Here is a 21,195-nt window from a genome sequence, read left to right on the forward strand (position 1 = left end):
CCGGTCTGGCGCTCAGGCCGCCATGTTCGCCGGCAACCCCGGCACGTCCACCCGCAGGCTGAGCACGCAGCCGGCCAGCGGTTGGCGGGCCAGCTCGTCGGCCGGACGCTTCTCGCGCGAGGTCGTGATGTACAGCGTGCGCAGGTCGGGCCCGCCGAAACAGGGCATGGTGGCGCACTGCACGGGCAAGTGCACCTCGCGCACCACCTCGCCCTGCGGCGACAGCTTGAGGATGCGCGCGCCTTCGAACATCGCGATCCAGTAGCAGCCCTCGCTGTCCACCGCGGCGCCGTCGGGACGGCCCCCATACGTGGCCAGGTCCTGGTCGGCCGCCTTCACCGGGAAGCTCGCGAACACCCGCCGCCGCGAGAGTTCCCCGCTGGCGAGGTCGAAGTCGAAAGCATAGATCTCGTGCGCCTTCGTGTCGGCCCAGTACATGGTGCGGCCGTCCGGGCTCCAGGCGAGGCCGTTGGAGTTGGTGATGCCCTCCGCGCGCCGCTCCAGCGTGCCGTCGCTCCAGCAGTACAGCGCCGCCATCGGCTCGCGCGGCTCGTAGATGGTGCCGGCCCAGAAGCGCCCCTGCGGATCGGCCTTGCCGTCGTTGAAGCGCTCCTTGGCGGCGTCGTAGGGCGGCTTGGCCAGGCGTTCGCGCTCACCGGTGGCCGGGTTGAAGCCAAAGAGGCCGTCACGCATGGCGAGAACCAGGCTGCCGTCCATGCGCGGCGCGAGGCTGGCGGGCTCGGTGTCGAAGTCCCAGTGCTTGAAATCACCCGTCTTCGGATCGAAGCGGTTCAGCCGCTTCGCGGGGATGTCGCAGTAGTACAGCACCTGCTCGCGCGGATGCCACATCGGCGCTTCGCCCAGCACGCCGGGCGAGGCCACGGCCACCTGGATGTCGGGATCGGGCTCGCGCATCACAGCACTGCCACCTCGATCGCCATCGTGGCTTCGAAGCTCTCGCCGGGCTGCAGGGTGCGCAGGCCGTGCGCCACCGGGTCGGCCATGTGGATGGCGTTGCCCACGTGGCTCACCGGCTCGACGCAGAAATAGTCCTTGTCGCGCGGGGTGTAGACCACGAGGTAGGGCAGGTTCGAGGTGAGCTGCAGCGAGAACTTCTCGTCGCGGATGCGCGCCGGGCCCTTCCAGCCTTCGAAGCCGTTGTCGAACTCCATGTGCGCGATGTCACCGTCGATGCCCGGCTGCGTCACCTTGCGCACGGGCAGCTGCTGCGCGTCCGGATCCCAGCGGTCGCTGAGTTCGACGTGCAGCCGGCTGCGGGCGCGCTTGGGGAAGTACGGGTGCCAGCCCAGGCCGACCGGCTGGGCAATGTCGGCCGTGTTGGTGATGATCATCTGCGCCACCAGCGACTGCGGCGTGAGCGAGAAGTGCTGCACGGCCTCGAAGGCGAAGGGCCAGTGCTCGTCGCCGGGGTGATCCAGCCGAAGTTCGACGTCGATGGCACTGTGCGCACCGACTTCCCAGGGCCGCATCCAGCCCATGCCGTGCACGGAGTGCGGGCTGTCGCCGAAGTTGCGCTGGGTGGTGTACTCGCGCCCTTTCCAGCGGAACTTGCAGTAGGCCAGCCGGTTGGAATACGGCACCAGCGGGAACGATGCCGACAGGCGCGCGCTTTGCAGCAACGCCGGCTCGGTGGACCGCATGATGGGTGTGTCGCGATGCCAGAAGCCCGCGATGCTGCCGCCCAGGTCGGGGCGGACCGCCAGCCGCAGGGCGCCGGCATGAAGTTCGAACGCCCGCGTGTCGGCGGCGGTGGTCGTGGGTGCGGTCATGGAACTCCCGGAAAGTCTTGGCGACATCCTACGCGCGTACCGGCCTGAAACTTGGGCCGCGGGAATCAGTACCCGGTTTCCTGCGTGCCGGCAGCCAGCGTGTGCACGTGTTCGGTGTCGCGCGTGCGCAGGGCCTGCAGCGCCGCCTGCGCGCCGCGCATCATGAAGCCGATGTCGGAGGACACCGCCACGTAGTCGAAGCCAATGGCGCGGTACTGCGCCACCATCTCGGCGCTGCTGCCCAGCGTGCCCACCGGGCAGCCCATGGCCTTGCAGCGCTGCACGGCGCGGGTGATCGTGTCCATCACCGCGGGATGCGTGAGCTGGCCGATGTGGCCCATGGCGGCGGAGAGATCGGCAGGGCCGATGAAGAGCGCGTCCACGCCATCGACGGCCGCAATCGCTTCGATCTGGTCGACGGCCTGCGGCGTCTCGATCTGCACGATCACGCCCACGTTCTCGTTGGCGGACTTGAAGTAGTTGCCGGTGGTGCCGAAGCGGGCAGCGCGCGTCATGCCGGCCAGGCCGCGGATGCCTTCGGGCGGGTAGCGGGTGGCGGCCACGGCGCGGCGCGCTTCCTCCGGCGTCTGCACCATGGGGAACATCACCGTGGCGGCGCCGGCGTCGAGCACGCGCTTGACCATCACCGCATCGTTCCAGGGCACGCGCACCACCGGCAGCATCTTGGTGCCCGACAGCGCCTGCAGCATGTGCACGAGGCCCATCACGTCCAGCGGCGCATGCTCCATGTCCACCAGGCCCCAGTCGAAGCCGGCATGCCCTATGGCCTCGGCCAGGATGGGACTGGCCGAGCTGATCCAGGTGCCCACGGGAGGATGCGCTCCCGATGACTTCAGCAGTTGTCGGAAGGCGTTCATGGTCACGGTCCTCGGCGGTTCGGAAAGGGTCAGTATTGCGAGGGCATCACCCCGAGCGTCGCCTTCAGGTAGTGCGCGCCAGGGATGGGGTTGTAGTAGTACGGCGGGATCTCCTCGAAGCCGAGCGAGGCGTACAGGCCGCGGGCGGCCTCCATGTCGTCCAGCGTGTCCAGCAGCACGTCGGAATAGCCGATGCGCTGGGCTTCGTCGAGCAGGGCCTGCGCGAGCACGCGGCCCAGGCCGAAGCGGCGAAAGGCCGGCCGCACGTACAGGCGCTTCATCTCGCTGGAGTTGCCGTGGTCGGAATCGCGGAAGGCGCGCAAGGCGCCGCAGCCGGCAAGCTGGCCGTCGACGAAGGCCAGCAGCACGGCACCCGAGGGGCTCGCGTATTCGCCCGGCAGCGAAGCCAGCTCTTGCTCGAAGTTCTGGAAGCACAGGTCCACGTCGAGACTTTGCGCGTACTCGCGAAAGATCTCGCGCGTGGCGGCGAGGAGTTCAGGCGTGTCCGGGGAGGCCAGACGTATCTCGGGGGCGTCCATCCGCAAGCGGAAAACGAGGGGGATTCGAGTTTAGCCCCCCAGGCTGACCAACCAGGCCACCCCGGCGCCGCACAGGGTGATCACCACGAGCGCCACGCCGCGCACGCCCCAGTGGTCGACCGAGGCGGGCGTGCCCGAGGGCAGGTCCTTGTCGCCAAGGATCATCGGCTTGACCAGGTTGCGCTTGCGTCCCACCAGGTAGAACACGATGGCCACGACGTGCAGCACGATGAGGGAAATGATGATCCACTGCCCCCAGGTCTTGTGCCAGGACGTGGCCTTGCCGCTGACGGCGCCGGACACGAACTTGATGAGCGGGCCAGTGTTGGCGATCTCGTCGTCGGCCACGAGGCCGGTGGCCACCTGCACCGCGAGGATGCCCAGCAGCCCGAAGACCGAGAACGCACCCAGCGGGCTGTGGCCCACCTCATGGTGCTCGTCGTCGCGACTTTGGCCGCGCAGGTAGCGCAGCACCGTCTGCGGCGCATAGATGAAGCGTGCGAAGCGCGACCAGTGCCCGCCGATCAGCCCCCACACCAGCCGAAAGGCCAGCAGCGTGAACACCACGTACCCCAGGCGGAAGTGCCACACCATGGCATTGCCGCCGATCTGGGCGCTGACGATGGAGGCGATCACGCAGGTGGCGAGCACCCAGTGGAACAGCCGCGTGGGGAGGTCCCACACACGGGTGGGCAGCAGGGGTTGGGACATTCGCTGGCTCCGGACTCTCTTCAGGACACAAGGAGACGCAACGATAACTGCGCGGAACCCTTTTGAAGAGGGTGCTTTCGAAGGAAAGCGCATGAGCATGTTCGCATCGGCCGTGGCGCGCACGCCGCACCGCCCTGGGACTTTCCCGAGCGCGGGAATGGTTGGAGGATGCGCTGCGTACACTCGTCAGCACTCGCGCCGGCCTGAAGGCCATGGGCCTGCGCGATCCGCTTCAACCGTTCGAACAACTCTCGATCAACGCCTTGGAGAACACTGCATGAAGAAACTCGTCCTGGCCTGCGCGGCCGTCTGTGGCCTCGCCGCTTCGCTGCCTGCCGCGGCGCAATTCCAGAAGCCTGAAGACGCCATCAAGTACCGCAAGGCCGCTTTCACGGTCATGGCCACGCACTTCGGCCGACTGGGCGCCATGGCCAACGGCCGCATCCCCTTCGACGCGAAGCTGGCCGCCGAGAACGCCGACATCGCCGCGATGGCCTCGAAGCTGCCGTTCGCCGGCTTCGTCGAGGGCAGCGACAAGGGCGACACCAAGGCCAAACCGGAAGTCTGGAGCGACTCGGAGAAGTTCAAGGCCGCCGCCGCCAAGATGCAGGAAGAGATGGCCAAGCTCAATGCAGCGGCCAAGACCGGCAGCCAGGATGCATTGAAAGCAGCATTCGGCCCGGTGGGGCAGGCCTGCAAGGGCTGCCACGACAACTTCCGCAAGGAATAATTGGAGCCCCTCGCCTGGCGGGAACGCCAGGCGATCCCCGAGGGGATTGCGGGCCAACTTGGGAGCGGCCCGGCGCTCAGCCCGCTTTGAGCCCCTTGGTGTCCTAGTCGGCGAAACCCAGGACCACCCGCCGGGTCATCGCCGACTTCTTCTCGATCTTGGTGACCACCGCCGCGCCGATCTCCGCGGTGTTGGCCACGTGCGTGCCTCCGCAGGGCTGCAGGTCCACGCCCTCGATCTCCAGCAGCCTGACGCGGCCGGTGCCGCGCGGGGGCTGCACGCTCATGCTGCGCACGAGGCCTGGGTTGGCGTCGAGTTCGGCGTCGGTGATCCAGCGGTGCGACACCGGATGAGCCTCGGCCACCAGGCGGGCCAGGCCGGCGCTCAAGGCGTCCTTGTCGAGAGGCTCGCTCATGTGGAAATCGAGTCGCGCATAGCCTGAGGTGATTGAACAGCCATCGACCGGATGGGGAACCAGCGCGCACAGCAGGTGCGTGGCGGTATGGAAGCGCATGTGGCGATGGCGGCGGTCCCAGTCGATGCGCGCGATGACCGGGCAGTCCCTTTGAAGGCTTGCGAGCAGTTGATCCTGCCCGGCTGCAGGCACATGGACGATCTCGCCCGGATGCTCGCCCTTGCGGGTGTCGGCAATCGCCAGGACGGCGCCGGAACCCAGCACCAGCTCACCACTGTCGCCGGCCTGGCCGCCACCCAGCGGGTAGAACACGGTCCGGTCCAGGCGGATGCCGCGCTCGTCGATTGAGACGATGCATGCGCGGCATTCGCGCAGGCGGGCGTCTTCGCGGAAGAGGTCGTCAGTGGGCATGGCAGCAGTCTCGAACATGGGGCGCCTCCAAGGGCCATCATAGGGTCCCCGCCGCATCCATTACCATCGCGGGCTGCCGGCTTTGCAGGCCGCAGGCCTAAAAATCGGCCAAGGGATGCCCACACAGGGGCCCGGCCACGCAGCCGACCGGCTGCAGTACAGCTTCGACACGTCTCGGCTTCCGCCCTCATCCGAATGCGCGCATTTCACTTTCTGCTGGCTCTGTGTCTTTCAAGTGGCGCAGCGCTGGCCCAGACAAGCTCCACCGACAAAAGCAGTGGTGGCACCTTCGTGTCCCCTGGCTATCCCACCGCCAGAAGCCCGCAGGGGCTCGGCACGCAAGCACCAAACACCAACGGCACAAGCAATCCTTCCGCCAACGACCAGAGCGCGCCCGGACTGAGAATGCCTCCCGCACTGCGAGGCAATCCTGCACAAAGCCCCGACGACGATCAAAATCAATCATCTCGGCGTCTCCTGAAACCCACCAAACCCAGTGAGTTTCAGCGCTTCGTCGAAGATGCTACCGGTCGCCTGCTGCCAGTGTTCGGCGCTGACTTCTTCTCACAGGGTTTGGCTGGGCCAAGCACCGTGGACAACGTTCCGGTATCCGGCGACTACATCATTGGTCCTGGCGACGAACTCATGATCCGTGCATGGGGATCCATCGACGTGGACTACCGTGCCGTCGTCGACCGCAATGGCCAAGTCAATCTGCCGAAGGTGGGTAGCTTCAACGTAGCCGGCGTACACGCCAGCGAGATCGACAAGCACTTGCGCGCGCAGATCGGTCGCGTGTTCACCAACTTCAATCTCAGCGTCACGCTGGGCCACCTCCGGGGTGTGAAAGTCTTCGTAGTGGGACCCGCCCAGCAACCTGGCGTCTACACGCTGGCCAGTCAATCCACCATCCTGTCGGCCGTGGTAGCGGCGGGCGGACCGGGCCCGAATGGCTCGATGCGCCGCGTACTGCTACGTCGTGACGGCAAACTGGTGTCCGAACTGGACGCCTACGACTTCCTGGTGCAGGGCGACAAGTCCAAGGACATCCAGCTGCAAGCAGGCGACGTGGTGGTGTTCCAGCCTGTGGGACCTCGGGTCGCCCTGACTGGCGCCTTGGAAACGCCGGGGATCTACGAGCTCAAGAGCCCCCAGGAGTCCCTTCGTGAGGTGCTTAGGTACGCAGGCGGCGCACCGGTGCTCGCCAACCAGAACCGGGGCCAACTTGAGCGGATTGATCCCGGCCAGCCGAAGGCACGCGTGGTCGAAGAATTCAAGCTCGACACGGCAGGCATGCAAAAGCCGTTGCGTGATGGAGACGTCGTGACGCTGCTGGAGATCTCACCGGAGTTCGCCAATGCGGTGACGCTCAAGGGTCACGTCGCGCAACCACTTCGCTATCCGTACAAGCCGGGCATGCGCGTCAGTGACCTCATCCCCGACAAGGATGCCTTGATCTCGCCGGACTTCTACCGTCGAAAGAACCTCCTGGTGCAGGTGATCGATGAACAGGAGGACGAAACGCCCGGGCACGGCTCGAATGGCCAGGCAACTGTCCCGGGTTCGCAAGTGCCGGATTCGAGCGGAAGCCGCATTCGCAAGTCCGATCAGCGGGACGCTGTCCGGGCGGCCGCCGAACGCGCCAAGAAGACGCCCTCCGCGTTATTTGATGAATTGAATTGGGACTATGCTGTCGTCGAGCGGTTGAGCACCACGGACATCAGCACTCAGGTGATTCCCTTCAATCTGGGCAAGGCGGTGCTGCAACATGATCCTTTGCAGGACATCCAGCTGCTGCCTGGTGACGTCGTCACCATCTACAGCCAAAAAGATATTCGCGTTCCGACCGCACGCCAGACGCGTCTTGTATCTCTGGAAGGCGAGGTAAAAGCACCCGGCGTTTATCAACTGATGCCGGGTGAGACCCTGAAGAGCCTGCTGACCCGCATTGGGGGACTGACCCCTCAGGCCTATGTCTATGGCTTGGAGTTCTCTCGAGAAGAAACCCGCCAACGCCAACGCGAGAACCTGCAGTCAGCTATGCAACGCCTGCAGGCTCTGTCGGCCACGCAGGCTGCACGAACCGCCGCCAATGCCCGAGACGATGCCGCCGACCGCAGCACGAGCGTCAGCCAAGCCGCAACCCAGGCGCAAATGGCCCGCTTGGCGCAGCTCCAGCCCAATGGCCGCATTGCCCTCGAGCTGCCGCCGGATGCGACAAGCGTCGACTCGTTGCCTGATGTGCCCTTGGAGCATGGCGACCACATCAACGTACCGTCACGTCCTGGCTTTGTGACCGTGGCAGGTGCGGTGCTGAACAACAACGGCTTTCTCTGGAAGCCGGGCCGCACGGCAGGAGACTATGTCCGCCTGGCCGGCTTGGACGAGGCCGCAGATCGATCGAACATGTTCATACTGCGTGCCGACGGGACGGTATCCAGCGCAAACGACAGGCGTGGCTTCTTTAGCTTCGGAGGTGTGGAGTCGCAGGTGCTACAGCCCGGAGACGCTGTCATCGTTCCGAATCAGCTCGACTATGAAACGTGGGGCCGGGCACTGGTACGCAACCTCAAGGACTGGTCACAGATCTTCTCGCAGTTCGGCCTGGGCGCTGCGGCAATCAAGACGCTGCGAAATTGACCGAAATGAATACGAAGACACCGGCCGTGCCCGGACACTCCCCTTCTCACGATACTCAGGCTAAAGGCATCACGCTGGCGCACGTTCTTGCTTGGCTTGGAGAGGGAAAGAAAACCATTGCCATCAGCTCGCTGATCTTCCTGGTTATCGGCGTCCTGATTGCATTCCTCACGCCACCGACATACACGGCGCGCCTCAGCCTTCTGCCGCCTGGATCTCAGCAGTCGGGCGCCTCTTCGGCTGCCTTGGCCGCGCTGGGCTCTCTTGGAGGGTTGGCTGGAGGCCTTGCACCGAAAACCACCGATGACCTGTTCGTGGCCCTGATCAAGAGTGACAGCGTCATTCGTGGCCTCGACCATCGATTCGAGCTGAAGAAGCGCTACAAGGCCGACACAAACGAGGCCTTGCGAAAATCCTTTGCAGTCCATGTCCGAGTGATGTCGGACAAGAAGACTGGTGTCATCGAAGTGGAGGTCGATGATGTAGATCCCGCTTTCTCCGCCGACTTGGCCAATGAGATCCCGCTGGAGCTGACAAAACTGTTGTCCCGCCTGGCCGTCACAGAGGCACAGCAACGCCGCATGTTCTACGAGCAACAGCTCAAGGACGGCAAGGAACATCTGGTCAAAGCCGAGCAGGACCTGCGGGTCGTCCAAGAAAAATCGGGGGTCATCGTCTTGGACAAGCAGGCCGAAGCACTCATTGGCGGAGCTGCACAACTTCGTGCAGTGATTGCAGAACGCGAAGTGCAGTTGAAGGTACTTCGCACCTCGGCGACGGAACAAAATCCAGACGTCCAGCGCCTGCAATCGGAATTGACCGCCTTGCGCTCCGAATTGACTCGAATGGAGTCCAACAGGGCGCCCGACAAGGACAAGTTCAGTCCGGTCGACCTCCCGGTGGGAAAGATTCCAGAAGCTGCAATTGACTACGTCCGTGCACGTCGAGAATTGAAACTCCAGGAGACCTTGCTGGAGGGCATCGTGCGACAGTATGAACTGGCCAAGCTGGACGAGGCCAAGGAAGGATCAGGCCCCCAACCGGTCGACAAAGCCATTGCACCGGATCACAAGTCCAAACCTGCCCGGGGAGTAATCATTCTCACCAGCGGATTGTTGGGATGGTTTGTGTCTGGTCTGCTGGTCGTGTGGCGGCGCTGCCTGGCCTATGACCGCGAACGCTATCCCGAACGGGCGCAGGCGTGGCAATGGGTTCGACAGGCTTGGAGCCTGCAACCGCTGAAAGCGCGATTGGAATAAGAAGAGTCATGCCCAGAAAGGCGACGCCCGCTCAGTTGCTCTGCCCGCCAAGCACCCGCTCAAACACGGCGCTGTCCACATTCGCACCGGTCAACACAACGCCAATCTTTCGCCCAAGCCATCGCGATTGCTGCTGCGAGGCAGCCGCCAATGAGGCGGCGCCTGCTCCCTCCGCCACGTTGTGCGTGTCGGCAAACAGCGCCCGCATCGCCTGCGCCACTTCGTCGTCGCTGACCGCCACGACGTCATCGACTTCCCGCAGGATGACCTCCAGCGCCTCGCCATCCGGCAGCCGGCAGGCCATGCCGTCCGCCAGCTTCGTGGTCACGGGCGACTCGATGACGCGACCAGCGCGGAACGAATCGAGGTAGGCCGTCGCATGGGCGGACACGACGCCGACGATGCGCGTGCGAGCCCCCGTGAAGGCACGTGCCGCCACGCAGGCGCAAATGCCCGACCCCTGTCCGATCGGCACGAAGACCACTTCCGGCTGTACCGCCTCGAAGAACTCGATCCAGTACGTCGCCACGCCGCGAACCAGGTCGGGATGGAACGACGGCACCATGTGCCACCCTTGTTCACCGGCCAGCCGCTGCGCATGCTCACGCGAGGCCTGGAAGTCATCGCCGTGCTCGATCAGCTCCACGCCCAGCGCGCGCATGGCGGCGTTCTTCTCCACCGAATTGCCGCGCGGCACCACGATGGTGGCCGATAGTCCGGCGCGCGCGGCTGCGAATCCGATGGACTGCCCATGGTTGCCTCGCGTGGCCGTCACCACGCCCTTGCAGTCCGGCTCGCGCCGGCGCAGTCCTTCGAAATACACCAGCCCGCCGCGCAGCTTGAACGCACCCACCGGCGTGTGGTTCTCGTGCTTGACCCACACGTTCGCGCCCAGGCGCTGGTTGAGCAAGGGCCACATCTGCTGCGGCGTCGGCGCAAAGGTGGCCCGCACGATGGTCCGGGCCTGCTCAAGGCTGTCTCGTTGGAACATGGTCGTCAGTCGCTGTTGAGTTCGACAAGGCCGCGCGGCGTGGTCAGCCGGGCGCTGAGCGCAGGGCCGTGATCAGCCGTCGATACACCCGTTGCCCGGCATTCGTCCCACGCGTGCGACGGCAGGCCGCGCACGTTCACCTGCTGCAGCACCACACCGCCTGGTGCCATGGTGTCCGTGGGATGCGGGCCATCCCACTGGATCAAGGTCGGCCATGCGCCATCGAAAAGCCGCACGCCGTCGGGACGCATCGAGATCCGCCAGCGCAGCCACCCACGCTCGGTCTGGCGTTCAGCCGCCAGCACGTCGCCGGGGTCGGCATCCACGCCACGCCATCGCGTGCTGCGCAGCTCGATGTCATCGCACCTCGCCACCCAGTGAACCAGCCGCGGCCCGCGGGCCAGGCGCTCGTGCATCGCCGGTGAGTCCAGGTCGAACCACCTCGCCCTGCCCGGGTGCGGCGCCTGCGGATCGACGGCGATGAACTCCAGGTAGGCCCGCGGCCACTGCGGCGACGCGATCGACATCACGCGGTTGTGCGTGCCCATCAGCGCGTGCTTTCCACCGCCGGTGGGAATCACGCCCAGCATCGCCTCGCACCACGCGACGCCTTCGTCCAGCGTGCGCGCGGCGACGACGAGGTGGTCGAGCTCGCAGCTCACCAGTTCAGCTCGCCGCGGATGACGGTGACGGTCTGGCCGCCCACCCACACGGTGTCGCCCTCGCGCTGCACATGCACGCGGCCACGGCGGTCCAGGCGCGTGCCCTGTGCGGCGACGTAGCGTTCGGGCGCCATGCCTTCGCCGATCAACCACTGCGCGAAGCTGGCGTTCAGGCTGCCGGTCACCGGGTCCTCCGGGATGCCGATCGGCGCTGCAAAGGCCCGCACCTCGAACTGCACCTCGCCCGAGGCATGCGGCGCGATCACGCCGACCTTGGCCAGGTTCTTCAGCAGCGAATGCTCCGGCTCGATGTCCAGCACCGATTGCGCATCCGCGAGCACGATGCCCAGCCACTTCGGACCGTTGTCCAGCCAGCTCACGGCCTTGACCTTGGAGTTCGGCAACTTGAGCGCCGCAAGCACGTGAGCCAGCAGTTGCGGGTCCACCGCCTCCCGCGTCGAAGGCGGTGCCGCGAAGGCCGTGCGCTTGCCGTCAAGGCGGATGGGCACCAGCCCCTTGGCGCACTCCTGGAACACACGCCCCGGCGTCTTCGGCCGGCCGCCGTTCTCCAGCCACGCATGACAGGAGCCCAGCGTCGGATGCCCGGCGAACGGCAGCTCGCCGCCCGGCGTGAAGATGCGCACGCGGTAGTCGGCCTCGGGCGAGGTGGGTCGCGAGAGGAAGGTCGTCTCCGACAGGTTGGTCCAGCGCGCGAAGGTCTGCATCTGCTCGTCGCTCAGGCCGTCCGCGCCGTGCACCACCGCCAGCGGATTGCCACGCAGCGCCGACTCGGTGAACACATCCACCTGGCTGAAGGCAAAGCTCATCGCTGCTGCTCCTTCAGGGTCTGGGCCAGGGCCTTCACGCCTTGCTCGATGCGCTCCTCGGACACGGTCACGAAGGACAGGCGCAGCGTGTTGAGCTTCGGGTGATCCGCATAGAAGGCCGAGCCCGGCACGAAGGCCATGCCGTTCTCCACCGCATGCGGCAGCAAGGCCATCGCATCGACACCTTCGGGCAGCTCGATCCAGAAGAACATGCCGCCGACGGGCGTGTTCCAGCGGCAGCCGGCGGGCATGTGCGCTTCCAGCGCGGCGCGCATCGCATCGCGCTGCGACTTGTACTTCGCGCGGATGGTGGGCACGTGCTGCTGCAGGAAGCCATCGCGGATCACCTCGTGCACCACGCGCTGGTTGAAGCTCGGCGTGTGCAGGTCGGCCGCCTGCTTGGCCTGAAGCAGCTTGGGGTACAGCGGCTTGGGCGCGACCACGTAGCCCAGGCGCAGGCCGGGCGCCAGCACCTTGGAGAACGAGCCCAGGTACACCGAACCATCGGCCCAGCGCGAAGACAGCGGCGCGGGCGGCGGCTCGTCGAACCACAGGTCGCCGTAGGGGTTGTCTTCCACCACCGGCAGGCCGATCTCCTGGGCGCGGGCCATCAGCGCGTCGCGCCGCGCGGCGTTCATGCAGCGGCCGCTCGGATTCTGGAAGTTGGGCAGCGCGTAGAGGAAGCGCGCACCACGGGCCACGTCGAGCTGTTCGGGCAGCGGGCCGTTGTCATCGCAAGGCACCGACACGAACTGCGGCTCATACGGGTTGAAGGCCTGCAGCGCGCCGAGGTAGGTGGGCGACTCCACCGCCACGCGGCTGCCGGCATCGATGAGGATCTTGCCCACCAGGTCCAGGCCCTGCTGCGAGCCGGTGGTGATGAGCACCTGCGCGGCCTCGACGTTCAGGCCTTGCGCATTGAGCTGCGCCGCCACCCATTCGCGCAGCGGACCGTAGCCCTCGCTGGCCGCGTACTGCAAGGCTTCGCGCGGGTTGTCGCGCAGCACGCGCTCGGCCGCTTCGCGCATGGCCTGGACAGGAAAGGTGTCGGGCGACGGCAGGCCGCCGGCGAGCGAGATGATGCCCGGCTTCTCGGTGACCTTGAGGATTTCGCGGATGATCGACGGATTCATCCGCTCGGCGCGCTTGGCTTGCTGGAACGTCATGCTGGTTCCCCTCCTTCGGGAACGCGGGTCAGGGAGAAAGACAACGGGGTCATGTCGCCGCCTTCAGGTTGGCCGGCATCTTCTTGCCGATGAACACCGTGGCGATCACGGCCAGCGAGAACACCACGGTGAGGGGTTCGAGCCGCTCGCCGAGCACCGGCACGGCAAACAGCAAAGCGAGAAAGGGCTGCACGAGCTGAACCTGGCTGACCCGCACGGTCCCTCCCTGTGCCAGGCCACGGTACCAGGCGAAAAAACCCAGCCACATCGAGAACACGGAAACGTAGCCGAACCCCAGCCATGACGCGGGATGGATGGCCGAGGCATCCACCGGGCGCGACAGCCACGCCACGGGTGCGGTCACCGGCAGGCTGAGCACCAGCACCCAGCAGATCACCTGCTCGGCCCGCATGCTCCGTGACAGCTGCGCGCCGGCGACGTAGCCGATCGCCGTGCAGGCGACGGCCAGCAGCAGGAAGCCGTCAGCCGCCTGGAAGTGCCCGCTGCCCTGGATGGCGGCGAAGGCCAGCACGAGTCCGCAACCGGCGACGGCGCAGATCCAGAACCCGGTGGAAGGACGCTGCCGGAAGGCGATCGCCGCGGCCACCGCCGTGCCAAGCGGCAGCACGCCGGTGATGACGGCGGCATGCATGGCCGGCACCTCTCGCAGCGCCAGCGACAGGAACAAGGGGAAGCCCACCACCGTGCCCAGGGCGCTGACCGCGATGGCGCCCAGCTGGCTGCGCTGCGGCTTCGGCGCCCGCGTGAGGGCAAGGTAGACCAGGCTGAGCGCACCGGCCAGCGCAGCGCGGCCTGCAGTCACGAACAGCGGCGGCAGCTGCGGGTCGCTGGACGGCCCCACGGCCAGCCGGGTCATGGGGAAGGTCATCGCAAAGATGACGACACCCAGCAACCCCCACCACAGGCCGCGTGACTCATGACGGGAAGAAATGGTCATGCGACGACCATCCAGCACGCCGTGGCCAGCAGCAGCGCGGCCATGACACGGTTGAACCACAAGAGGCGCGCGCCCTGCGCCAGCCACTGCCGCAGCAAGGCACCCGCGATGGCATAGGTCAGGTTGCTGGTGAGCGCGAAGCCCAGCATCACCGCGCAGACGATGGCCAGGCGCTCGCCTGGGTTGGCCACCGGCTGCCCGCCGCTGCTGGCCACCCAGCCGCCCGCCAGCGCAATGGCGAGCATCCAGGCCTTGATGTTCACGAACTGCATGGCCACGCCTTGGGCGAAGCTCACCTGCAGTCGATCACGCGACGCTTCGGCCAACGTGCCGGCGAACGAAAGCTTCCACGCCATCCACACCAGGTAGCCGATGCCGAACACCTTCACCGCCAGCCGCAGCAGCGGCATGGCCAGGATGAGTCCGCCCAGGCCCAGGCCGCAGGCCAGCATCATCAGCGTCCAGCCGGTGGGCACGGCCACGATGAAGTGCAGCGAGCGGCGCAGGCCGTGGTTGGCCGCCAGGGCGGTGGACAGCGTCGTGTTCGGGCCCGGCGTGAAGCTCATCGCCGTGGCGAAGAGCAGCAGTGCGGTGAATTCCTGGGTGGACATCGAGGCAGTTTATGGGCCCACTCCAACACAGAGCCAGTACACTTTGCCCTCACACGAAGCAATCTGTATTGGCGCCAACGCCAGCACATTCCGGGTTTGCCCGCAGCCCTGCACGCCATGACGCCCCCCTCCACCGCCACCCTGTCCCGAGGCGCCGACACCACCCTCACCGACCAGCTGTGCGCGCGCTTCGCCGAGCGCATCCGGCAGCGGCTGCTGGCTCCGGGCACGCGGCTGCCCTCGGTGCGCGAATGCGCGCGGCGGCATGGTGTCAGCGCGTACACGGTGGTCGCGGCCTACGACCAGCTGCAGGCCCAGGGCCTGGTGGAGGCGCGTCGGCAACGCGGCTTCTTCGTGCGCGAGACCCTGCACGAGGCCGTCCCGCGGCCGGCCAAGAAAACCCCCGCGCCGTTGCCGATCAGCGCCACCACGCTGATGCGCGGCATGTTCCAGCCGCCAGGCGCGCATCCGATGCCGGGCCTGGGCACGCTGCCCATCGAATGGCTGGACCTGCCCATGCTGAGCTCGGCCATGCGCCGCGTCTCGGGTCCGGCGCAGATCGCCCTGCAGTACGGCCAGCCGGCGGGCGACCCGCGCCTGCGCGCGGCGCTGGCCCACCGCATGGCCGACCACGGCGTCATGGCGTCGCCCGAACAGATCATCACCACCGTGGGCGCCACCCATGCACTGGACGTGGTCACCCGCACCCTGGTGCATGCCGGCGACACCGTGCTCGTGGACGAGCCTGGCTGGTCGGTGGAGTACGCGCGCCTTGCTGCACTGGGCTTGCGCGTGCTGCCGGTGCCGCGCGGCGAAGATGGGCCCGATCTGGCGGTGATGGAACGGCTCATCCTCGCCCACCATCCGCGCCTGTACGTGACAGTCTCGGTGCTGCACAACCCCACCGGCGCATCGCTGTCGCTGGGCACCGCGCACCGGCTGCTCAAGCTCGCGCAGCAGCACGACCTGCACATCGTGGAAGACGACAGCTACGCCAGCCTCGCGCCGGCACACCTGCCGCGCATGGCGGCGCTCGATGCGCTGGAACGCACGATCTACGTGTCGGGTTTCTCGAAGATCCTCGCCCCCAACTGGCGTGTGGGCTTCATCGCCGCGCCCACGCCGCTGGTGGACCGCTTCATCGACACCAAGCTGCTGAGCACGCTCACCACGCCCAGCCTGGCGGAACAGTCGCTGGCGCTGTGCCTGGAGCAGGGGCTGCTGCGCCGGCACGCCGAGCGCGTCAATGCCAAGCTCGATGCTGCCCGCGGGCGCGCCGTCAAGCTGGCAGAGCAGCACGGCTGCCGCTTCGCCGCACCGCCGCGCGGCCTCTTCGGCTGGGTCGACGTCGGGGTGGATACCGAGCGCCTGGCCCGCGTCATGCTCGACGACGGCTGGCTGCTCGCGCCGGGCGCCATCTTCCACGCCACACACCGGCCCACCTCGCTCATGCGCATCAACTTCGCGACCACGCAGGACGCGAGCTTCTGGCGCGCCCTGGCGGAGGCCCGATCGGCACTCTGAGCCATGGGGGCTTCATTTGAATTGCCCCGGCAACCCACTACAGTTGGTAGCACAGCACACGTCCCGACATATGTTCGAGTCCACGATTCCCTTCGGTGAGCCGGAGCTGATGCGCGCAAGCGCCTACAAGCTCTATCTCCAGGAACTCGAAGCCGAGGCGGCAGCGAGTGGCGTGAGCACGCGCATCTCGTCGCTGAGTCCTTCTCTGCGAGCCGACCTGTTCCGCTTCGAACAGCACGGTGCGATCTCCGAGTTCCTCGAAGTCGTCGCGGCCTGCGTTCGCCACAACAAGCGCGTGACCATCCATTTGCAACGCGCCGAGCACGTGGTGCCGCTCACGGTGTTCCCCGAAGAGCGGCTGGTTCACTGCCCGGTGCCGATGGTGCAGTTGCTGGAAGACACGGCCGGACTGCGGGTCCTGCACGTGGAGCCGGCGATGCTGGAACCGCCGGGTTACGAAACCACCGGGCCGGTGGGCGAGTTGCGCCTGCACGCGCCGCTGGCGCCGCTGCTGTGGGAGCTGGCGATGAACGGGCCGCGCGCGGAGCTGCTGCCCGAGATCGCGGGGCCCGCCGTCTACCGTGTCACGCCTGGCTTGCAGCTTGGCGCCATCACCGTCACGCGCACGACCATGGCCGCCATCTACCGGCTGCGGCGCGAGAGCGCCACGCTGCGCGAGATGAGCGACTGGGCCGGCATGAACAAGGAGCGGGCCATCCGCCTGCTCAACGCGCTGTACCTGCAGGCCGGGCTGATGGTGAGCCGCTCGCACCCCACGGCCATCGGCGAGAGCTGGTTCGGTGGTCTAGGCCGGTAGACCACTTCGCATCTCAGCGCTGGCCCAAGGCCTCCCAGCGCTCCAGGGCTGCCATCAATTCGTCGTCGATCTGCGCGAAGCGCACCTGCGCATCGGCCACGCGCTTGGGGTCGCTGGCGTACAGCTCGGGCTTGCCCAGCAGGTCGGACAACTCCTTCTGCTCCACCTCCAGTGCGTCGATGAGGCCCGGCAATTCATCGAGCTCGCGCTGTTCCTTGTAGCTGAGCTTGCGGGCCTTGGCCGGCGCAGCCTCGGCCTTCGGCTTCTCGGCTGCCTTGGGTTTATCTGCCGCCGGCTTCGCCTGTTCGCGCAAGGCCCGCGAGCGTTCGCGCTGCAGCTTCCAGTCTTCGTAGCCGCCTTCGTACTCACGCCACAGGCCGGGCTGCTCCTCGCCTTCCCAGGCGATGGTGCTGGTCACGACGTTGTCCAGGAAGCGCCGGTCGTGGCTCACGAGGAAGACGGTGCCCGCATAACCTTGCAGCAGCTCTTCCAGCAGCTCCAGCGTGTCGATGTCCAGGTCGTTGGTGGGTTCGTCCAGCACCAGCACGTTGGCCGGCAGCGCGAACAGTCGCGCCAGCAGCAGGCGGTTGCGCTCGCCGCCGCTCAAGGTCCGCACCGGCGAGTTGGCGCGTTCGGGCGAGAAGAGGAAGTCGTTGAGGTAGCTCATCACGTGCTTGCGCGCGCCGTTGAACTCCACCCACTCGCTGCCGGGGCTGATGGTGTCGGCCAGCGTCGCATCGAGGTTGAGCTTGGTGCGCATCTGGTCGAAGTAGGCGACCTCCAGGCGTGTTCCCTGGCGCACGCTGCCGCTGGTGGGCTGAAGCTCGCCGAGGATCAGTTTCAGCAGCGTGGTCTTGCCCGCGCCATTGGGGCCGATGAGCCCGACCTTGTCGCCACGCAGGATGGTGGCGCTGAAGCTCTTGACGATGGTCTTCTCGCCGAAGTGGATGCCGACATCCTTCAGCTCGGCCACGATCTTTCCACTGGGCACGCCGGAATCGACCTCCAGCCGCACCTGCCCGAGCGAGTCGCGCCGCGCCTGCCGCTGCGCACGCAGCACCTTGAGCCGCTCCACCCGCGCCACGCTGCGCGTGCGGCGGGCTTCCACGCCCTTGCGGATCCAGACCTCTTCCTGCGCGAGCAGCTTGTCGGCACGCGCATTGGCCAGCGCCTCCGCGGCGAGCTGTTCTTCCTTGGTGCGCTCGTAGGCGCTGAAGTTTCCGGGGTAGCTGCGGATGATGCCGCGGTCCAGCTCGATGATGCGCGTGGCCACGCCGTCGAGGAAGGCGCGGTCGTGGGTGATGAGCATCACGCTGCCCTTGAAGCCGCGCAGCAGCTCCTCCAGCCAGGCGATGGAGTCGAGGTCGAGGTGGTTGGTGGGTTCGTCCAGCAGCAGCACGTCGGGCACGGCCACCAGGGCTTGCGCGAGCGCGACACGCTTCTTCATCCCACCCGAGAGCTCGCCGACGATGCGCGAGCCGTCCAGGTGCAACTGCGCCAGTGTGGTGTCCACGCGCTGCTCCCAGGTCCAGGCGTCCAGCGCCTCGATGCGGGTCTGCAAGGCGTCCAGGTCGACGCCCGGCGCATGTTCTTCGTACTGCTGGCGCACGGCCTTGGCTTCGGCCACGCCTTCGCTCACCACGTCGAAAACGCTCAGCGACAGGTCGAACACCGGCTCCTGCGGCACGTACTGGATGCGCAGGCCCTGCGTCATCTGCAAGAGCCCGTCGTCGGGCTTCTCCAGCCCGGCCAGGATCTTCAGCAGCGAGGACTTGCCTGCGCCGTTGCGGCCGATGAGTCCCAGGCGCTCGCCGGTCTCCAGCGAGAAGTTGGCGTCGTCCAGCAGGGCGACGTGGCCATAGGCCAGGTGGGCATTGGAAAGAGAGAGGACGGCCATGGGAAATGCACGCGCGGCAAAACGCGCATTGTCGCGCGTGCGCCCAGGCCGGGGTCGCGTCAGCGGATGTAGCGGCCGTTCGGACCCACGATCATCAGGTCCACGAAGCTGGATCCGTGGTGGTTGGCTGAGGAGAAATTGACGGTGAAGCCGCCCATGTCCACCTTGCCCATGCCTTCGATGGCGCGCACGATGCCTTGCGCGCTCAGGTCCTTGGCCGAGCGCTTGAGGCACTCGATGACGCTGCGGATGTCCAGGTATCCGAAGAAGTGATCGAAGTCGACCGTGAGCTTGGCACGGTCCATGGCCGCGCCGTAGTCGCGCGTCAGGGCCGACGTGCGCTGGTAAGGATACGGCACCGTCTGCGTGATAGCCAAGCCGCGCGCCTCGTCGCCCAGGGCCTCCAGCAGCTGCTTGGAGTTCGCCACCGACGGCGCATAGACAGGCACGCCGATCTGCGCGCGCGCCGCCTTCACGAAAGGCACCAGCGCCGGCCCGAAGGCCATGAAGATCACACCCTGCGGCTTGGCAGCGGCCAACGCCTGGCAGACCTGCACCGCATTCTGGCCGGGGATGTCCAGCGCCTGCTTGGCCACGAGCGTGGAGCCTTGTTCCTTCACCACCTCCTCCACCACGGGCAGCATCAGCTTGCCGAAGGGGCTGTCGTGGTAGGCGAGCGCCAGCTGCGTGCGGCCGACAGTGGCGAGGTTGCGAACCATCTTCACCACTTCGTCGCGGTAGCTGGCGGTGAAGGTGAAGAAGTACGGATGCTGCTTGGCCCGCAGTGCCGGCGCACCGGTGTACACGCCGATCAACGGCACCTGCTTCTCGGCCAGCAGCGGCAGCACGGCCACCACGTTGCCGGTGCTCGCCAGGCCCGTGAGCGCCACCACCTTGTGCTTGTCGATCAGCGTGGTGACGTTCTCCACGCAGCGCTTGGGGTCGTAGGCATCGTCCAGCGTGATGATCTTGAGCTTGCGGCCGTTGATGCCGCCCTTGCGGTTGATCTCGTCGATGGCCAGTTCCTGTCCGCTCACCACCGAGGTCATCGTGGACGCCAGCGGCCCGCTCAGGTGCGTGCTCTGGCCGATGAGGATGTCTTCCTTGCTCTCGGCAGCGAGGAGGCTGCGGGTGGCGCCGAGCGTGGCAGTGGCGGCAGCCAGGCTCTTGAGGACGTGGCGGCGGTTCAGCGGTTGGCTCATGAGATGTCTCCGGTCGCATCGACATGTGCGATCTGCGGCGCACAGTAACGGCGTGTTCCGGGCCGCGGTGTCACCTTGGAGATAAAACCAATGCGTTGGCACTCTGCGGTCAGTGCCGAATCACAACTGCTTCACGCTCGCGTGGTGTCTTCGCATCGGGCGCGCAGCGGCTGAGTCCGAGAGGACGTGCAGCCGCTCACCCGGGCACTGAGTTCAGGCGCGGCTGACCGCCGCCTCCAGCGCATCCACGAACATCCGCGGCACGTCGAAGCCGGTCTGCTGCGTGATCTCCTGGAAGCAGGTCGGGCTGGTGACGTTGATCTCGGTGAGGCTGTCGCCGATCACGTCCAGGCCGATGAGCAGCAGGCCGCGCGGCGCGAGCACCGCGCCGATGCTCTCGGCGATCTCCCGGTCCCGTGCCGACAGCGGCTGCGCCACGCCCTTGCCGCCCGCGGCCAGGTTGCCGCGGATCTCGCTGCCTTGCGGGATGCGCGCGAGCGAGAACGGCGCGGGCTTGCCGCCGATGACCAGGATGCGCTTGTCGCCCTTCACGATCTCGGGCAGGTAGCGCTGCACCATCACCGTCTGCGTGCCCTGCTTGTTCAGCGTCTCGGTGATGCTGCCCAGGTTGAGCCCGTCAGGCCCCACGCGGAAGATGCCCATGCCACCCATGCCATCCAGCGGCTTGAGGATGATGTCCTGGTGCTCGGCATGGAAGCGCTTGATGGCCTGCTCGTCGCGCGTCACGAGCGTGGGGCCGATGAACTGCGGGAACTCCATGATCGCCAGCTTCTCGGGGTGGTCGCGCAGGGCCGAGGGCTTGTTGAACACCCGCGCGCCGTCGCGCTCGGCCTGCTGCAGCAGGTGGGTGGCGTAGAAGTATTCGCTGTCGAAGGGCGGGTCCTTGCGCATCACGACCGCATCCAGTTCGGCCAGCGCCAGGCGCACACGGCCGCGTTCCTCGAACCAGGGGTCCAGGCCGCCGGTGAGGGTGATGTCACGGCACACGGCCGATACCCTGCCATCGCGCTCCCACACGAGCTGGGCCGGTTCGCAGGCGAGGATCTGGTGGCCTCGCGCGGCCGCCTCGCGCATCATCGCGAAAGTGGTGTCCTTGTAGGTCTTGAAGGCTTCGAGCGGGTCGGCGACGAACAGCAGTTTCATGAT

20 protein-coding genes are annotated in these 21,195 nt (G+C 66.8%); 5 read left to right on the forward strand and 15 right to left on the reverse strand.

Translation table 11 applies throughout. The features are described from left to right. Positions 1 to 12: 12 nt before the first annotated feature. The 5 genes from DZC73_RS12370 to DZC73_RS12390 all read right to left on the reverse strand — a co-directional run bounded on the left by DZC73_RS12370 (position 13) and on the right by DZC73_RS12390 (position 3,918). Positions 13 to 915, reverse strand: a complete 903-nt coding sequence (locus DZC73_RS12370; RefSeq protein WP_124540561.1) for an SMP-30/gluconolactonase/LRE family protein — start codon at positions 913 to 915, stop codon at positions 13 to 15. Further along, positions 915 to 1,790 (reverse strand): aldose 1-epimerase, encoded by an 876-nt coding sequence (locus tag DZC73_RS12375; RefSeq protein ID WP_124540562.1) that lies wholly within the window; start codon positions 1,788 to 1,790, stop codon positions 915 to 917. The genes DZC73_RS12370 and DZC73_RS12375 overlap by 1 nt, the downstream gene beginning before the upstream one ends. A 65-nt stretch (positions 1,791 to 1,855) precedes the next feature. Continuing rightward, positions 1,856 to 2,668: an HpcH/HpaI aldolase family protein gene (locus DZC73_RS12380; RefSeq protein WP_124540563.1), complete on the reverse strand. Its 813-nt coding sequence runs from the start codon at positions 2,666 to 2,668 to the stop codon at positions 1,856 to 1,858. 29 nt (positions 2,669 to 2,697) lie between these two features. Further along, the gene (locus DZC73_RS12385) at positions 2,698 to 3,207 is read right to left on the reverse strand and encodes a GNAT family N-acetyltransferase (protein ID WP_124540564.1); all 510 of its coding nucleotides are present in this window, start codon (positions 3,205 to 3,207) and stop codon (positions 2,698 to 2,700) included. Between the two features lie 30 nt (positions 3,208 to 3,237). Further along, on the reverse strand, positions 3,238 to 3,918 hold the full coding sequence (locus DZC73_RS12390) for a cytochrome b/b6 domain-containing protein (RefSeq protein ID WP_124540565.1): 681 nt from the start codon (positions 3,916 to 3,918) through the stop codon (positions 3,238 to 3,240). Between the two features lie 277 nt (positions 3,919 to 4,195). On the opposite strand from DZC73_RS12390, the gene DZC73_RS12395 reads away from it, so the two are divergent. Beyond that, a complete protein-coding gene (locus DZC73_RS12395; RefSeq protein ID WP_124540566.1) occupies positions 4,196 to 4,648 on the forward strand; it encodes a c-type cytochrome in 453 nt (150 codons plus the stop codon). A gap of 103 nt (positions 4,649 to 4,751) precedes the next feature. On the opposite strand, the gene DZC73_RS12400 is transcribed toward DZC73_RS12395, so the two are convergent. Next, complete coding sequence (locus DZC73_RS12400; protein WP_235835107.1) at positions 4,752 to 5,492, reverse strand: alanyl-tRNA editing protein; 741 nt, start codon at positions 5,490 to 5,492, stop codon at positions 4,752 to 4,754. Positions 5,493 to 5,669: 177 nt separating this feature from the next. Between DZC73_RS12400 and DZC73_RS12405 the strand changes: the two genes are divergently transcribed. Both DZC73_RS12405 and DZC73_RS12410 read left to right on the forward strand, forming a co-directional pair. Then, positions 5,670 to 8,114 carry a polysaccharide biosynthesis/export family protein gene (locus DZC73_RS12405; RefSeq protein WP_124540567.1) on the forward strand — a complete coding sequence of 815 codons (2,445 nt, stop codon included), beginning with the start codon at positions 5,670 to 5,672 and terminating at the stop codon, positions 8,112 to 8,114. A 5-nt stretch (positions 8,115 to 8,119) separates the two neighbouring features. Beyond that, on the forward strand, positions 8,120 to 9,373 hold the full coding sequence (locus DZC73_RS12410) for a GumC family protein (protein WP_124540568.1): 1,254 nt from the start codon (positions 8,120 to 8,122) through the stop codon (positions 9,371 to 9,373). 31 nt (positions 9,374 to 9,404) lie between these two features. Here the strand turns inward: DZC73_RS12410 and DZC73_RS12415 are convergent, their stop codons facing one another. Genes DZC73_RS12415 through DZC73_RS12440 form a run of 6 tightly spaced genes read right to left on the reverse strand, consistent with a single transcriptional unit; the run spans position 9,405 to position 14,588 of the window. Then, entirely contained in the window at positions 9,405 to 10,364 is a 960-nt protein-coding gene (locus DZC73_RS12415; protein WP_124540569.1) for a threonine dehydratase, read from the reverse strand. Between the two features lie 5 nt (positions 10,365 to 10,369). Further along, on the reverse strand, positions 10,370 to 11,026 hold the full coding sequence (locus DZC73_RS12420) for a VOC family protein (protein ID WP_124540570.1): 657 nt from the start codon (positions 11,024 to 11,026) through the stop codon (positions 10,370 to 10,372). After that, the gene (locus DZC73_RS12425) at positions 11,023 to 11,853 is read right to left on the reverse strand and encodes a PhzF family phenazine biosynthesis protein (protein WP_124540571.1); all 831 of its coding nucleotides are present in this window, start codon (positions 11,851 to 11,853) and stop codon (positions 11,023 to 11,025) included. Before DZC73_RS12425 ends, DZC73_RS12420 begins: the two co-directional genes overlap by 4 nt. Next, the gene (locus tag DZC73_RS12430) at positions 11,850 to 13,019 is read right to left on the reverse strand and encodes an aminotransferase-like domain-containing protein (protein ID WP_124540572.1); all 1,170 of its coding nucleotides are present in this window, start codon (positions 13,017 to 13,019) and stop codon (positions 11,850 to 11,852) included. The genes DZC73_RS12425 and DZC73_RS12430 overlap by 4 nt, the downstream gene beginning before the upstream one ends. A gap of 49 nt (positions 13,020 to 13,068) precedes the next feature. Continuing rightward, a complete protein-coding gene (locus DZC73_RS12435) occupies positions 13,069 to 13,977 on the reverse strand; it encodes a DMT family transporter (protein WP_124540573.1) in 909 nt (302 codons plus the stop codon). Then, positions 13,974 to 14,588 carry a LysE family translocator gene (locus DZC73_RS12440; protein ID WP_124540574.1) on the reverse strand — a complete coding sequence of 205 codons (615 nt, stop codon included), beginning with the start codon at positions 14,586 to 14,588 and terminating at the stop codon, positions 13,974 to 13,976. Before DZC73_RS12440 ends, DZC73_RS12435 begins: the two co-directional genes overlap by 4 nt. Positions 14,589 to 14,705: 117 nt before the next feature. Here DZC73_RS12440 and DZC73_RS12445 point away from each other — a divergent pair, with 117 nt between their 5' ends. Together DZC73_RS12445 and DZC73_RS12450 are read left to right on the forward strand one after the other, a co-directional pair. After that, positions 14,706 to 16,112, forward strand: a complete 1,407-nt coding sequence (locus DZC73_RS12445; protein WP_124540575.1) for an aminotransferase-like domain-containing protein — start codon at positions 14,706 to 14,708, stop codon at positions 16,110 to 16,112. Positions 16,113 to 16,182: 70 nt separating this feature from the next. After that, a complete protein-coding gene (locus tag DZC73_RS12450; RefSeq protein ID WP_124540576.1) occupies positions 16,183 to 16,929 on the forward strand; it encodes a hypothetical protein in 747 nt (248 codons plus the stop codon). 13 nt (positions 16,930 to 16,942) lie between these two features. Here the strand turns inward: DZC73_RS12450 and DZC73_RS12455 are convergent, their stop codons facing one another. The 3 genes from DZC73_RS12455 to gshB form a co-directional block, all read right to left on the reverse strand. Continuing rightward, positions 16,943 to 18,826 (reverse strand): ATP-binding cassette domain-containing protein, encoded by a 1,884-nt coding sequence (locus tag DZC73_RS12455; protein WP_124540577.1) that lies wholly within the window; start codon positions 18,824 to 18,826, stop codon positions 16,943 to 16,945. A gap of 59 nt (positions 18,827 to 18,885) precedes the next feature. Beyond that, positions 18,886 to 20,028 (reverse strand): ABC transporter substrate-binding protein, encoded by a 1,143-nt coding sequence (locus DZC73_RS12460; RefSeq protein WP_124540578.1) that lies wholly within the window; start codon positions 20,026 to 20,028, stop codon positions 18,886 to 18,888. Between the two features lie 213 nt (positions 20,029 to 20,241). After that, positions 20,242 to 21,192 carry a glutathione synthase gene (gene gshB / locus DZC73_RS12465; protein WP_124540579.1) on the reverse strand — a complete coding sequence of 317 codons (951 nt, stop codon included), beginning with the start codon at positions 21,190 to 21,192 and terminating at the stop codon, positions 20,242 to 20,244. Positions 21,193 to 21,195 lie beyond the last annotated feature (3 nt).

The organism is Rhizobacter terrae (assembly GCF_003852895.1).
In the GTDB taxonomy this organism is placed as follows: domain Bacteria; phylum Pseudomonadota; class Gammaproteobacteria; order Burkholderiales; family Burkholderiaceae_C; genus Albitalea; species Albitalea terrae.

Bases quoted from the DNA above. Each gene is read 5' to 3' on its own strand.
- DZC73_RS12370 (WP_124540561.1), bottom strand. From the start codon at position 915: ATGCGCGAGCCCGATCCCGACATCCAGGTGGCCGTGGCCTCGCCCGGC.
- DZC73_RS12375 (WP_124540562.1), bottom strand. From the start codon at position 1,790: ATGACCGCACCCACGACCACCGCCGCCGACACGCGGGCGTTCGAACTT.
- DZC73_RS12380 (WP_124540563.1), bottom strand. From the start codon at position 2,668: ATGAACGCCTTCCGACAACTGCTGAAGTCATCGGGAGCGCATCCTCCC.
- DZC73_RS12385 (WP_124540564.1), bottom strand. From the start codon at position 3,207: ATGGACGCCCCCGAGATACGTCTGGCCTCCCCGGACACGCCTGAACTC.
- DZC73_RS12390 (WP_124540565.1), bottom strand. From the start codon at position 3,918: ATGTCCCAACCCCTGCTGCCCACCCGTGTGTGGGACCTCCCCACGCGG.
- DZC73_RS12395 (WP_124540566.1), top strand. From the start codon at position 4,196: ATGAAGAAACTCGTCCTGGCCTGCGCGGCCGTCTGTGGCCTCGCCGCT.
- DZC73_RS12400 (WP_235835107.1), bottom strand. From the start codon at position 5,492: ATGTTCGAGACTGCTGCCATGCCCACTGACGACCTCTTCCGCGAAGAC.
- DZC73_RS12405 (WP_124540567.1), top strand. From the start codon at position 5,670: ATGCGCGCATTTCACTTTCTGCTGGCTCTGTGTCTTTCAAGTGGCGCA.
- DZC73_RS12410 (WP_124540568.1), top strand. From the start codon at position 8,120: ATGAATACGAAGACACCGGCCGTGCCCGGACACTCCCCTTCTCACGAT.
- DZC73_RS12415 (WP_124540569.1), bottom strand. From the start codon at position 10,364: ATGTTCCAACGAGACAGCCTTGAGCAGGCCCGGACCATCGTGCGGGCC.
- DZC73_RS12425 (WP_124540571.1), bottom strand. From the start codon at position 11,853: ATGAGCTTTGCCTTCAGCCAGGTGGATGTGTTCACCGAGTCGGCGCTG.
- DZC73_RS12430 (WP_124540572.1), bottom strand. From the start codon at position 13,019: ATGACGTTCCAGCAAGCCAAGCGCGCCGAGCGGATGAATCCGTCGATC.
- DZC73_RS12435 (WP_124540573.1), bottom strand. From the start codon at position 13,977: ATGACCATTTCTTCCCGTCATGAGTCACGCGGCCTGTGGTGGGGGTTG.
- DZC73_RS12440 (WP_124540574.1), bottom strand. From the start codon at position 14,588: ATGTCCACCCAGGAATTCACCGCACTGCTGCTCTTCGCCACGGCGATG.
- DZC73_RS12445 (WP_124540575.1), top strand. From the start codon at position 14,706: ATGACGCCCCCCTCCACCGCCACCCTGTCCCGAGGCGCCGACACCACC.
- DZC73_RS12450 (WP_124540576.1), top strand. From the start codon at position 16,183: ATGTTCGAGTCCACGATTCCCTTCGGTGAGCCGGAGCTGATGCGCGCA.
- DZC73_RS12455 (WP_124540577.1), bottom strand. From the start codon at position 18,826: ATGGCCGTCCTCTCTCTTTCCAATGCCCACCTGGCCTATGGCCACGTC.
- DZC73_RS12460 (WP_124540578.1), bottom strand. From the start codon at position 20,028: ATGAGCCAACCGCTGAACCGCCGCCACGTCCTCAAGAGCCTGGCTGCC.
- gshB (WP_124540579.1), bottom strand. From the start codon at position 21,192: ATGAAACTGCTGTTCGTCGCCGACCCGCTCGAAGCCTTCAAGACCTAC.